Annotated in this window: 10 protein-coding genes and 1 pseudogene; 7 read left to right on the plus strand and 4 right to left on the minus strand. The window is 69.5% G+C overall.

Annotated elements, in window-relative coordinates; all coding sequences use genetic code 11:
* Positions 1 to 108, plus strand: a pseudogene (locus E1211_RS24425) (IS5/IS1182 family transposase); the annotation flags it as partial.
* Between the two features lie 707 nt (positions 109 to 815).
* Positions 816 to 1,391 (plus strand): SMI1/KNR4 family protein, encoded by a 576-nt coding sequence (locus tag E1211_RS24435; protein ID WP_132351342.1) that lies wholly within the window; start codon positions 816 to 818, stop codon positions 1,389 to 1,391.
* A gap of 610 nt (positions 1,392 to 2,001) precedes the next feature.
* On the opposite strand, the gene E1211_RS24440 is transcribed toward E1211_RS24435, so the two are convergent.
* Positions 2,002 to 4,563, minus strand: coding sequence for a PKD domain-containing protein (locus tag E1211_RS24440; RefSeq protein WP_165947338.1), 2,562 nt, complete (start codon positions 4,561 to 4,563; stop codon positions 2,002 to 2,004).
* A 508-nt stretch (positions 4,564 to 5,071) separates the two neighbouring features.
* Here E1211_RS24440 and E1211_RS24445 point away from each other — a divergent pair.
* Together E1211_RS24445 and E1211_RS24455 are read left to right on the plus strand one after the other, a co-directional pair.
* On the plus strand, positions 5,072 to 5,470 hold the full coding sequence (locus E1211_RS24445; protein WP_132351344.1) for a hypothetical protein: 399 nt from the start codon (positions 5,072 to 5,074) through the stop codon (positions 5,468 to 5,470).
* Between the two features lie 716 nt (positions 5,471 to 6,186).
* Positions 6,187 to 6,468, plus strand: a complete 282-nt coding sequence (locus E1211_RS24455) for a hypothetical protein (protein WP_243709677.1) — start codon at positions 6,187 to 6,189, stop codon at positions 6,466 to 6,468.
* A gap of 440 nt (positions 6,469 to 6,908) precedes the next feature.
* On the opposite strand, the gene E1211_RS33525 is transcribed toward E1211_RS24455, so the two are convergent.
* Positions 6,909 to 7,139 (minus strand): IS110 family transposase, encoded by a 231-nt coding sequence (locus E1211_RS33525; protein ID WP_243709678.1) that lies wholly within the window; start codon positions 7,137 to 7,139, stop codon positions 6,909 to 6,911.
* Between E1211_RS33525 and E1211_RS33530 the strand changes: the two genes are divergently transcribed.
* On the plus strand, positions 7,033 to 7,383 hold the full coding sequence (locus E1211_RS33530; RefSeq protein ID WP_243709680.1) for a hypothetical protein: 351 nt from the start codon (positions 7,033 to 7,035) through the stop codon (positions 7,381 to 7,383). The two genes, E1211_RS33525 and E1211_RS33530, sit on opposite strands and share 107 nt — an antisense overlap.
* Here the strand turns inward: E1211_RS33530 and E1211_RS24465 are convergent.
* Together E1211_RS24465 and E1211_RS24470 are read right to left on the minus strand one after the other, a co-directional pair.
* Positions 7,380 to 8,429, minus strand: coding sequence for an alpha/beta fold hydrolase (locus E1211_RS24465; protein WP_207915496.1), 1,050 nt, complete (start codon positions 8,427 to 8,429; stop codon positions 7,380 to 7,382). The two genes, E1211_RS33530 and E1211_RS24465, sit on opposite strands and share 4 nt — an antisense overlap.
* Before the next feature lie 121 nt (positions 8,430 to 8,550).
* Positions 8,551 to 11,691, minus strand: a complete 3,141-nt coding sequence (locus E1211_RS24470) for a discoidin domain-containing protein (RefSeq protein WP_132351346.1) — start codon at positions 11,689 to 11,691, stop codon at positions 8,551 to 8,553.
* A 211-nt stretch (positions 11,692 to 11,902) separates the two neighbouring features.
* Here E1211_RS24470 and E1211_RS24475 point away from each other — a divergent pair, with 211 nt between their 5' ends.
* Both E1211_RS24475 and E1211_RS24480 read left to right on the plus strand, forming a co-directional pair.
* Positions 11,903 to 12,310, plus strand: a complete 408-nt coding sequence (locus E1211_RS24475; RefSeq protein ID WP_256371333.1) for an Rrf2 family transcriptional regulator — start codon at positions 11,903 to 11,905, stop codon at positions 12,308 to 12,310.
* The coding region (locus tag E1211_RS24480) for an NIPSNAP family protein (RefSeq protein WP_132351348.1) at positions 12,307 to 12,691 on the plus strand (385 nt) is incomplete at its 3' end. The genes E1211_RS24475 and E1211_RS24480, both read left to right, overlap by 4 nt.

Consider the following 12,691-nt stretch of genomic DNA (forward strand, 5'->3'; position numbering starts at 1 on the left):
TTCAACCGGCTCAAACAGTGGCGGGACCTGGCCACCCGCTACGCCAAACGCGCATCCCTCTACCAGGCCAGCCTCGTCCTCATCGCCGCCATCATCTGGCTTCCATGATCGACAGGACACGCCCTAGCCGGACGTGTCACCCACGTCCTGAGACAGATCTGTCATGCAGGTCCTGAGACCCGACATTCGGCAGCCGGCCGCATGCCTAGATCAACGGCAATGCGACACGCACGCCACGCGCAGCCGCGCTGCCTCGGCACGGGCAGCTTCCGCCTCCGCGCGAGCATCACTGCGATCCGCCTCGAACAGCAGCACCCGGGCCAGACCGTCCAACGCCTGAGCCATAGCTTCCCGCCACTCGGCCAGGTCACAGGGATCCGCAGGACCAGCGGGTCGCATCGAGCGCACCCGGCGAAGCTCCCGCGTGGCAGCCTTCAGAGGACCACGAACCACCAGAGATCTTCTCTCACCGCAACAGCGACCCCGCAAGGTCGTGTCAACAACCTAGACCAACTGTCAAACATGTGCTGGGACGGATTCGTCAAGCATGTGGTGGGACTAGACACCTATGCCCAGCATCGCCAGTACCATGGCGTCGCCGGGCGCCTTCATCCAGCCATCGCTTTACGGCACATGGTAGGCGGCCCCGTCTCACGCCGATCTAGCTACATGCCGCTCGACCTGCTGGCCGCCGATGCTCGGCACCGGTCGAAGCCGCGCCGCAGGGGCCGGACTGATCCGCGAATCGGAGTGCCACGCCACTCCGGTCGCTCGTTCGTGCGGACATAGAGGAGTGGAAGTGTAAGATCCGTGGCGTGGACATTCCGGTGGAGGAATCGTGGCGCCGGATCGCCACTTGGTTGGCGCGACACGCGCCGGTGACCGCGGCGGCGATCCGCCCGTCCGCGGGCACGGCGGAGACGCGCCTCACGCAGGAGGCCATCGGGCGTCCGCTGCCGGATGACCTGGTCGCCTGGTGGGCAGTGATGGACGGCATCGACGATGCCGACTACCGGGCTGGGTCTCCGATCCCCCCGTTCTACCTGCCTTTGCCGGTGGCCGGGGTGCGCGAGAGGTTCGCCGATCTCTCGCGATTCGCCGACCAGGACTGCTGCGGCCCGGGCGGTGCACATGCCACCATGGCTGGGGAGACGTCGTTCGGGTTCTGCACCGCCACTGTCCCGATCTGCTGGGCGCTAAGCGGTGACGTGCTCGTGGTCGACCTGCGCGATGGTCCGCGCCATGGCTGCATGATGCAGTGGATGGCGGAGGAGGGCTATGACGAGACCGGCTGGTCCGGGACGGCGGCCATGCTCGCCGATGTCACCGTCCGGCTTGACGACCCGACGCGGACGAAGATTGTCGACGGTGGCGCCCTCCAGTGGTCGTAGCGCTCCAAGCCCTGGTTCCGACTGCTCTCACGTGCAGTGAAGGCTACTGCCGCAACGACTGCAGACGTCGCCAGCAGATGCGGGCGTATCCCCGGGTGAGGAAGGCTTCGTGAGCTGCCGTCGGTCCGTCGGGTATCGGCGTTTCCACGCGCGATGCTCCGATTACCTTTGGGACCCGCCAAGCACTCGCTCGACGTTTCCCAGGCTCCAGCCCGGCTCCTTGCTGTAGTTCGGTGCCTCCTGGCGATACGCGCGTTGGTGCTGGTGCACTGCCCTGCTGAATCCGATATCCGGCCGGCTGCCTGCCGCCGTCAAGGGTCGAGGTCGAGGAAGACGTACCCCATTCGCCTGGCCCCGGCCGCGGGTGGACGGAATTCCACAGTGGCCGCGCCGCCCGTAAACACTGCGGCACGATGTCGTTTCAAGGCGGCTGTTTAACGTCGACGGCCGAGGTCGCCGGGCTGGCCGGGCACGATGTTGACGATCCGTCAAGGTCGCGCGAGGTGCGTTGACGGCAAAAATGCAGCGGTCGAACGCTGGATCGAAGAGGCATCAGGAACGTACATCCGATGGTGGCGGCCGGATGTTCGGCCGCCACCATCGGCGTCGGTCAACTGTGTACGATCACGGATCCGGCTTCGAGCCCTTGAGGATCGAACCGGTCGAGGTCGTACTCGATGCTGGGGCGGTTGTCGTAGGTCTTGGCCGTCCCGGGTATCTGGCCGCTGGACAGTGGCCAGACCACGAGTCGAATGCTGTCCTGGCCGTCGTCCCCGTAGGCGACGAAGCCGTAGCCCGCGTCACCGTTCACGTTGCCGCTGCCCTTGACGGCGACTCTGCCGTTGGGGGTGACGACGAGCCATTCCAAGCTGGTGGAGTCCAGGCTGAAGTCGCTGCCGTCGAGCCGGGCACTGACCTTGCCACCGCCGGGAACCGGTCCCGTCTCACCGGGCTGGTACTTGACGTTGAACTGGACGTGCAGCTTCCCGGTTTGCTGCGGATCGCTGGTCAGTGCGCCCGCTGGCGACTCCAGGATGCCGCCCTCGGTGGCAAATCCGCCTTCAGGGTCGTACACCACGACCATGGTCTCCGCCTGATCAGTGCCACCGTCGTCGTCGGTCACGGTCGCCGCGATGGTGTACATGCCGGCGTGCGCGAAGGCGTGCGTCCGTTCGCAGGCATGGTTTTGGCCGGTCACGGACTCGTTGGTTCCGTCGTCCCACGCCACCGTGCAGGTGTGGGTGTCGTTGGTGCCGGGGTCGGCGAAAGGCACCCGCAAGGTAACGGGGTCGCCGGCCCGGAACACCGCCCAAGAGTCTGGCGTGACGGTGCCCTCGTCCGTCGTCTCCGCCGTCGCGGCGCTGGTCCCGGGGTTGGTCAGCACCGTGCCGCCGATCGCCGGGGCGACGTTGTGGAGCGTGACGGTGGCGCTGTCGCTGACGGCCGCATTGACGCCGTCGTTCGCGGTCAGCGACACCGTGAAGGTGCCGTCGTCGGTGCAGGTGATCGTGGTGATTCCGGCGTGGGCGTCAGCGAACGTGCACGCCGCCCCAGCGTCGACGTCCGGGCCGGCGGTGTACGACCAGCCCACGCCCGGAGCGCCGTTGTCGTCGCTGGCGACGCCGTGCAGGATGACGGGTACTCCCTCGTTGCCCACGCGGTCCGGTCCAGCGCTGACCGTTGGCGGGTTGTCGACGTCACCGCCGCCACCGCCACCGCCGCCGCCGCCGCCGTCGGCGCCGTCAACGATCGTGATGAAGAACGGATCCTGGTCGAGAAGGCGGTCGTTCGCGTACCAACGGCCGGTGCGTCGGCCGGCCTCCTGGTTCTGGCTGCGGTTGACCCAGCGTACGGAGTGGTCGAGCTCGTACTGCGGCGCCTGTTCGAACTCCCACCGGGCGGAGCCTTCGTAGGTGGATGCGAGTGCATACTCGTCGCAGTCGAACGGCCCGCCGGTCGTCGGTTGCGCCGGCATGGCGACCGTGGCGCAGTAGTTCGTCGACACCGTGCGGTTGCGGTCGGCACGAGCCCGGTGGTCGGCGCTCTTCGCGCGGGGCAGTCGATGAAGCGGGTCGCCGGGGGTGGCGCCGTGGAGGACCTTGCCGGCCTTGATCGGCACAGTCGCCGCCGGGTTCGCGCGGGCCTCCTCGATGTGCACGGCGGCACCCATGATGCCCTGGTCAGCCTTGTCCATCGACATTCCGGGAACGGCCCGGTCGAACACCGAGCCGAGCTTGTCGGTCGATGCCCTGCTCAGGTACCACGCGCTGTCGAAGCGCAGACCACCCTTGGGGCTTTCGGTGTCCATGAACTGGAAGTGCCACGGGATGCTGAAGTCGTACTCGATGTGGAACTCGCCGACAGCGATCTGCTCACCGTTCGCCGCATCCGGTGCGCGCGCATCGGAGAGCAACTCAAAGTAGGCGTCGTCGTCGATGGCCCACTGCGGGACGGGTTTCTCGGTGCTCTTGTTCGGCCCCGGGAAGCAGGCGTACTCCTCCTCCACCGGAATGGTCGGATTTCGGTAGCCGCCGTCGCACTCGATGCTGGCCTTCATCTTCGCGGTCGGTTGCGCAAAGGGCCCGGTCGCCACGGTCACGTCGACGTCGAGCAGGAAGTCTGCCCACCGCAGCTTTGCGGGATCGTTGAGGTGCCCGCCGACCTTGCCCTGCCCGCGCAGGGTGTTGACCGAGATGTACTCCCCTTCGACCTCACACGAGATGTAGGGCGGGATGACGCACGCCACTGCAGGGATGAAGACGACGTGCTCCTGACAGTAGGAGAAGCGGTTCTTGATCCACCCGGCGTCCTGGGTCGCCTGGTCCCGGTGCTCCCTGCACTGCTCTTCCGTGGCGTAGTCGTAGATGTCGGCGGGCTTGGCGCCGCCGGGAAATCGTGACGAGTCAACGACATAACTCACCGGATCGGCAGCAAGCGCACGGCTCATCGTCGAGGCTGAGGGCCCGTCCGAGGTCGCCGGCTGGATGCCGAGGCGGTCGAGGTTCAGGTTCTCCGCGAACTCCTGCCGGATCCGTTCGGGGTCCTTGACCAGCTCCGGGTCCGAGATCACGTACGGAACGAGCTTGTAGGTCTTCTCTGGTTCCGGCTCCTGGGCCTGTGCCGGAGCACCGGGCAGGATGAACCCAACCGTGGCGGCCAACGCCGCCAACACCACCAACCATCGTCGTCGCATAGAAAACCCCCGTTTCTTTAAGATCACGACGGGAGTCAACTATTCGGTGATCATCGATGCCACCGAGTGTCGACAAGTGGACAGAAGTCGATCGGTTTGCGCCTGCTGTTCTCCCCCGCACTAACGGCGCGCACCCGCGCCCACTCCGGCGGACCCGCGCCCTCCTCGCCCTACCGCGCGTCGTGCTCCGCCAACGGATCAGCCGTGCCGACGGACCCTGGTGATGAGTTGTCGCGCCCACGCCTGTCACACCTACGCGACACGACGAGGCGGAAGGATCACGTGATGAGTGCGGACACGCGGCTGGAGGAGCTGGGCGTGAGCGGTCTGGGCGAGGTCGACGAGCCGGCGTTCTCGGGGCTGGCGGGAGGCGAGCGCGCGGGTCGGTGACTTCTACGGCGGTCGGCGGAGCGCGCCACGGCTGCCGGTCTGCGTCAGCACCGATTGCTACGGGCGGATCGGGGGCGGCGGGGAACGCGGCGTCGCGGTGCTCAACCGCGCGGTGATGCTGTCCCCGCGCGGCATCGTCGCCGTGATCGCCGCACACGAGCTGTCGCATGTCGAACTCCACGAGCGGCTGGGCTCGCACACCGGGCAGATCCCGCAGTGGTTCGACGAGGGGTTGGCGGTCCTGGTGTCGAACGCTCCCCGATACCTGCGGCCGGACGGCACCGTCGACCGGTGTCGGGTCTCCTCCGACGACGCGCTACCGGTGACCCGCGCGGAATGGTTGCGCGCCGCGAGCGCCGACGAACAGGTGTATGCCAAGGCCGCCTGCCAGGTAAGCCGGTACGTGGACGCACACGGGGGGGGCCGAGCGGTGCTGGATCTCATCGACCGACTGCACCGTGGTGACACATTCGCTGACGTCGTCGGTGGCGTGTAGCCATAGCAGTCCCGGAGCCAGGCCACGGCGTCTCCGCCAGTGAGCTCCATCCGACCGCGGCGGTCCGGCCACGCCGCCCGCCCCCGCGCCCCGTGTCGACGACTTGATCAATACGCAAAGTCGAGCGTCACTGCATCTCGGCTCGCTATTCCTACGGCGAGCCCGGCCTCGTCACCCCATGCCGCTGCCCGCGGGGACAGCGATGGGATCGGCCGAACTCGTACCGGAAGGACACCAGTCATGGTTTCGCCGCACCGGCGCGCGATACCGCGCGCCGTCACCGACGTCTTGTTGTGGCTGCTCGCCAGCGACGTCGCCGCCGCCCACCAACCCCAGCCGCACTGGCCCGACCGTTGCGGCAACCTGCGCTGCGCCGGTCAGGCATACCCATGTCCACCCGCACGCGACGCCCACCGCGCTCACCAGGCCGCCAGCCGCCCCCAACCGCGACCGCGAGGCCGCGCGCGAGTGAGCACGCCTGCCTACCAGGTCACCGGCTGGTTCCAGCCCGCCCGCACCCATCCCCAGGCGGCGTGAAGCCGCGAGCGTTACCAGCCATGCCACGAAGAGGGCGTCGCCTAACGGCGGCGCCCTCAGCTATTTCAGGAGGCAGACATCATGGAACCTGCGCCCCACTCCACCGATGACGTCGGCCGGCAGGAGGAACTCAACGTCGGAGATCCGGTCCTCGGGAAGTCACGGCTGATGTCGCGGCAGTGCGACACCTGCATCTTCGCCCCGGCAACCGGATGCACCTCGGTCCGGGACGACTGCGTGCCCTCGTCACGCAGGCCCGCGAGCAAGACTCCTACATCGTTTGCCACGACACCTTGCCGCACTACCTGTACCCGCACGCGAAACCCGCAATCTGTCGCGGTTTCGCCGACCGCTACCGCACGCGAGCCCTGCAACTCATCGAGCGGCTCTGGGGCTTCGTCGAGGTCGACCCACCACAGCCGGCTGAGCAACACGACAGCCAGCGCAAGGCTGACCAGTGAGAGGGCACCGAGGAACCGATGCGCCACCAGGCGGTCACCGGCCTTCCCTGACGCCCTGCGCGCAGTCGAGGTAGGGCACAACCTGCGGGCCCCGCCGGGCACGCGCTGCGTCGGTGATTACGGTGGGCTGGACAGAATGCTGTCCAGCCCACCGTCCTACCTCGGCCCCTCTTCCACGTCAAGGGCACGTGTCGGTGTACGGGTCAACGTGCACAGCCGGGTACAGCTGATCGTGCACAGCGTTGTGCAGACGGGCGATGAGACGAGCGAGGCGCGCCCGACGTTTCAACCGTCCGCGAGTCGACCGGCGGACTCAGCGAAACCCGCAAGACCGGTTTGGCGGGGCATCGTGACGTTCCGTTACGACGATCCGTCGTCGATCGTGTGGTGCATCCGCTTCTGGCTCCCCTCTGTGTCAAGACACCACCGGGAGGAGAGTTCTATTCTGGGTCTCGGCGGGTCCGAAGTAACTTCTCCGACGAGCCGGCTTGGGGATGAGAGTCGGTCACGTTGGAGCCAGTAGTCGTTCCCCGGTGTCCTCCCGGGCCCGCTGTCATGGCAGCTGTGGCGTTCCAGGAGGCGAAGTGGGCCCGGTTCGGGAACCGGGTGATGTCGCCGACCTCGACCAGCAGTCGAGCGGCTCCGGACGGTCCGATGCCGTGCAGGTCCATCAACGTGGTGCCGGTGGAAGCGACGAATCAGGACGGCTGGGACCGGGTTCAACGGCTCTCCTTCGATTTCGCCGCCGCCATCGGATATCGGCGCGGAGGCCGGGACCCGAACGCCACCGCGATCATGAACCGGCTTCGTGACGACATCAACGTGACGGGCCCAGTCACCGACCACATCGCGACGCTCTCGCTCGAGGCCGGCCTAGCATTCCTTGGCTTCGAGACGAGGACCCTGTTCCGCTAGTTCGGCACCTGGCACCGGCAGCTCAACGTCGTGGCTCGCGACTCGGGCCTGACTGACCTGACGACCACCGCGTTCGGCCCCACGCACATGGTCGTGCACCGAACGCTGACCGTAGTTCGACTCGTGCAGGACCGTGTAGAGCGGGGCGCTCGCGTACGAGAGGTGGCCCTGGACCTGGGCGAGGAACGTGTCGGACAGCTCGTCGCCGGCCAGGAAGGCGTCCTCGAGCAGGTAGTGCAGCGTGTGCGACCCGCTGCTGGTGCCCAGCAGTTGCCCAGCGCCTGGAACGCCTCGGCGGTCAGCAGCCCACCGCCGGGCAGCCGTACCTCCCGCTCCCGCAGGTGCCGCACGACGGCGCGGACCGTCTCGACGTCGTCCGGGTAGCGGGCGTAGTGGGCCTCGACCTTCCGCTGCACCCGGGGGTACGCGGCCCGGTAGACGTCGGTCGCCGTGCTGCGCAGCCCGGCGAGGCCACCGGTCACGAAGGCCTCGCGGAGCCCCTCCGGTGGGTACGACAGGTAGGTGAGGGTGCAGAAACCGCCGTAGCTCTGCCCGAGCACGCTCCACTTCTCATCCTCGCCGAGCAGCTCCCGCCGGATCAGCTCGGCGTCCCGCACGATCGAGTCGGCCCGGAACTGCGCCAGGTAGTCGGCCTGCGCCGCCGCGTCCCCGCGCCGGGGCAGCGTCTGCCGGTTCGCCGGGGTGGAGCGGCCGGTGGCCCGCTGGCCCAGCAGCAGCACGCAGTAGCCGTCCAGCGCCCGGCCCAGCCAGCCGCCCCGGCCCTCCGGGCGCGGTTTCCGGTTACCCGGGACGCCCTGAAGGAACAGCAGCCAGGGCAGGTCGTCGTGCTCCCGGCCGACGGCGACGACCTGCCCTGGCGTACACCTCGATCTGCTCGCCGCCGGGGTCGGCGTGGTCGAGCGGGACAGCGAAGCGGTGGTCGGTGAGGACGGTGCCGGGCTGGCGGTAGGTGGGCACGGGTCGCTTTCGGACGTGCTGGCCTGGAACGTCGGCGGGTCGCCGTCGCCCAGGATCGGCCGGCAAATTCTGGCCGACCACGGGAACCTCCGCCGCGGCCCGTAGGTGCGCGGCTGGGACCGCGGATCCGCGTATGCCCGGTGGACGGCTCCGACACGGACGGCTCCGACGTGGAGTGGAGGTGATGGATCAGGCCGGGAAGACCTCCACGTGGGTCAGCCGCGCGTCGCCGTGCCGCCAGTCGGCGACCGCGATCGCCACGTAGCGCCCGGAGGTCCGGACGGCGATGTCGGATTCCGGGCGCGGACGCCCGACGGAGGCGACCTCGACGTAGTCGAGGCCGTCGGCGGAGACCGCCACGGTGACCGGCCGGCGCCGACCGGGGGTCCAGGTCAGGTGGAGCGAGGCAAGGTCCTGGCGCGTTCCGAGGTCGATCACCATCCGGCCGGTCGGACCGGGCTCCCAGGAGGTACCCGGGTCGCCGTCGACGGCCGCCGACGGGTCGGTCATGCCGGCCGGCAGCGGCGACGTCGGGTAGGTCGTCCGGGACCGGGCGAGGTCGCTGGTCGGCGTCACCGGCGCACCGGCGAACTCGACGTCGCGGCTACGACCAGCGGGTACGGTCACCCGACGGGTGGCACCGCTGGCGGCGCACTCCACCTGTACCGACACGATGTCGCCGGCGGGTGCGGTGATCGTGAGGTGGTGGGAGTCGGTGACGTCGAACCGGGTGCCGGCGGGGACCGCCCTCGCGGGCGCTACCGGGGTCGCGGTGAACCGGGGTGGCTCGACGCGTGCGGTGGCTGCGGCGAGGTCGACCTGGTAGTCGGTGGTGCCGGATCCGGTGACCTGGCTCCCGCGGTACAGGCGCGGCGTCGTGGGCTGCGGGAGCGTGACGGTGGCCGTCGTGATGTCCTCGTCGGACAGGTTGAACACGCTGAGGTATCCGTCCGCGTCGCTGACCCGCAACGCCTCCGGCCCGCCGCTCGGCAGTGCACGGGACGCCGCCGCGGCCAGGGCCGAGTGGTTCGCGTCCGCGTACCCCTCGACGATCAGCCGGGTGCTGCCGGCGGCCGGTCCGCTGGAGAGGGTGACGTTGGTGCCGGTCACCCTGATCGGGTTCTGGCCGTTGTGGACCACCAGGCCGGCACGCCCGTCGACGTCCAGCCAGGAGCCGGCGATGGTCGGGCGGTCCGGCACCACCGCCGCGTCGCTCCAGGTGACGCCGTCGAGCGAGGTCTGGATGACGTACCGGGTGCCGTAGGCGGCCTCCCAGTCCAGGCGTACGCCGCTGATGTCCGTCGGCGCGCCGAGGTCCACGGCGAGCCAACTGTCCGGGCGGGCGCGCTCCTCGCGAGCCACCGCCCAGCGGGTTCCGGTGTTGCCGTCGGTGGCGTTTCGTGCGGGGTAGGCCGGGTCGGCCGACGAGGCGGTGGTGGGTCGGCCGGTGGCGAGGTCGACGCCGCGGGCGTCGAGCACGGCGAGCGCGAACAGCGAGTAGCCGTACTGGGTGGCGGGGGCCTGGCCGAGCATCCGCACCCACCGGGCTGACCGGGGCGGGAGGCTGACCTGGTCGGTCCCGCCGTCGCCGAGGCCCGATTGTCCGGCCAGGGTGACGGACCCCTGCTCGCCGGTGAAGGTGCGGGTGCCGGTGAGCCCGGGTACGCCGGGCATGTCCAGGTTGAACAGGGTGAGGACGCCCTCGTCTTCCGCGATGCCGGTGGTGGCGTACACGACCGTGCCGGTGGGGAGCGTGGCGTATCCGGCGGTGCCGCCGGCGACCCGCAGGACGGTGGCGGTGGCGTCGACACCGTCGCGCGCCACGGTGTACGCGGCGGAGGTGCGGCCGAGGACGGGCGCGGACTGCCTCGGCAGCAGCGACGCGGCCCGCGTGTCGAACAGCCAGTTGTCGTGGGCGGGGGCCCACAGGAACGACACGAAGCCGGTCTTGCTGACCGCCGCGGCGAAGGCGGTCGCGGTCTGCTGGGCGGTCAGGCCGGCCTGCTCCCCGAAGTCCCTCGTGCCGGCGGCCGCGGTGAAGAACGTGGTGCTGTCGACCGGCTGGACGGCACCGCCGTTGGCGGCCCGCCAGGCGTGGAAGAGATAGCTGATCGCGACCTCGGCCCGCGCCTCCGGCTCGTACTTCGGTTCGCCGCTGAATTTGGTAAGTCGGTCCTCGGGCGGGTAGTTCAGGTAGGGCATGAGCCGGTCGGCCAGGTCCGCCTCGGCCCGGGCCGCGTGCCGGTCGCCCTGGACCTGCGCGAGGAAGGCCAGCGGCAGGACGTCGCGGCCGTACAGGTGGTAGCGGTCCGCGACCATCGGCATGAACGGTTCGCCGGCGTCGCTGGCCATCAGTCGCATGGTCCGCCACAGCTCAGCGCCGTTGGGTTGCCGGGTGAGCGCCTCGGGGAGTGGTTGGCCAGCGGTCAGGAAGTGCGCTGCGGTGCGGCCCGCCGTACGCCAGAGCTCTTCCTGGTAGTGCGGCCCGAAGGAGCCGTGGTTCTCGACCAGGAAGGAGTCGTGGATGTTGTGGGCGGTGTTCCACTGCGCGACCGTCCGCCCGTCGACGACGGCGTGGCTGGCGCGGTCGGCGGGGGGAAGTCCGGTCGCGTTGATCGTCCACGTGAGGAACCGCTCGCGCCACCCGGCGGCGCGGTCGTCGTCCGCCGCCCAGGCCAGGCCGGGCGCGATCGCCTGGGCGTAGACGCCCATCTCTTCGAGCTTGGTGTCACCGATCCAGCCGCCGGTCAGGCCGTTCGGCGTCCAGTCGCCACTGAGCGGGTCGTCACCCGTGCCCAGGTCGGAGGCGTACGCGGCCTGTCCGCGGGCGATGCGGTCGACGTTGGTGCGGGTCGCCTCGTCCAGGTCGGCCCAGAGCAGCCGGGCGGCCAGGATGAAGTAGAGCTCGAAGGTGCTGTCCCAGAAGAGTCGCTGGCCCCACTCGGTGCCGCCGGCGAGGCGGTTGGTGGCCGCGTACCGTCGGATGGTGGCGACGGTGCGGCTGTGCAGGGTGTCCCGGTCGACGCCAGCGGCTGCCGCGTCGTATCCGGGCGCGTTGAGCAGGACCGCGTTGCCGAGGACGACCGCGAAGCGGAAGTCCGCGAGACGGTAGGCGTTGAGCGCCGGATCCCACTGTTGCTCCGACCATCGCGTGTGGGCGAGCAGCAGTGCGTGGTAGGTGGCGGCGACCGGGTCGGTGGCCGCGACCGGCGACGTGGGCGCGAGCGGCGCGGCTTGGGCGCTGTCGGCGGGCGAGGCGATGGCGAGGCCGCTGCCGATGGCGCCGGCAAGGATGAGGAGTCGCCTGCGGCTCAACGCGAAATCGGACATGGGATGGCCTCGCTCCCCCGTTGACAACGTTGTCTCAATCCCCACAGGCTCTGATGATCTTCTCCGGATGTCAAGGGGCGCGAACCCGTTACCGCGTGCTCGACGCCACGGACACCCGGGCTTGGCGCGCGACGGCCGCCGTACGTAGCAGTGATGGTTACTTTTGCCACACGGGTCGGCGTGACTGCCGGGGTGGTGGCCAAACAGCAGGGTGACGATCGCGGCTCGTGCCCTGGCCTGGATGGAACTGGCCAGGCGGCGCGGTCATGAGGTGCTCACCTCCGAGGAGGTGGCCGCCAGCGTCAACACGAACGCGGTCATCGTCCGACGCAGCCTCGGTGACCTGCAGCGGGCCGGCATGGTGCGGGCACGCCGCGGCAACGGCGCCGGCTACTCCCTCGCGCGGTCGGCGACGGAGATCACGTTGCTGGACGTCTGGCTGGCCGTCGCACCGGAGCCGCTGCTGGCCCTGCACCACGGCGAACCGAACTTGGAGTGCCCGGTCGGACGCGGAATCCGGCCGGTGCTCACCGACCTGTACGACGAGGCGACCGACACCTTCCGGGCGGCGCTCGCGCGCTCGACCGTCGCCGACATTCTGCAAAGGATCCTCGCATGATCGTCGAATTGCGCCGCTACACCCTGCGTGCGGGACGCCGCGACGAGCTGATCGACCTGATCGACCGCGAGTTCGTGGAGAGCCAGGAGGAGTCGGGAATGGCCGTGCTGGGCCAGTTCCGCGACCTCGACCGGCCCGACCAGTTCGTATGGCTGCGCGGATTCGCCGACATGCCATCGCGCCGGACCAGCCTGGCGGCCTTCTACTCGGGGCCGGTGTGGGCGCGGCACGCAGCAGCGGCGAACGCGACGATGCTCGACTCGGACGACGTGCTCCTGCTGCGTGAACTCGTCGCGGTGCCGGTCTTCGACCGCGGCACCGACGACTCCGAGGCCGTGCTGCACGCGACGATCTGGTATTGGGCCGGCCCCTTCCCCGACC

This window comes from Micromonospora sp. 15K316, assembly GCF_004348525.1.
GTDB lineage: Bacteria > Actinomycetota > Actinomycetes > Mycobacteriales > Micromonosporaceae > Micromonospora.

Bases quoted from the DNA above. Each gene is read 5' to 3' on its own strand.
- E1211_RS33525 (WP_243709678.1), bottom strand. From the start codon at position 7,139: ATGGACCTGCACGGCATCGGACCGTCCGGAGCCGCTCGACTGCTGGTC.
- E1211_RS24470 (WP_132351346.1), bottom strand. From the start codon at position 11,691: ATGTCCGATTTCGCGTTGAGCCGCAGGCGACTCCTCATCCTTGCCGGC.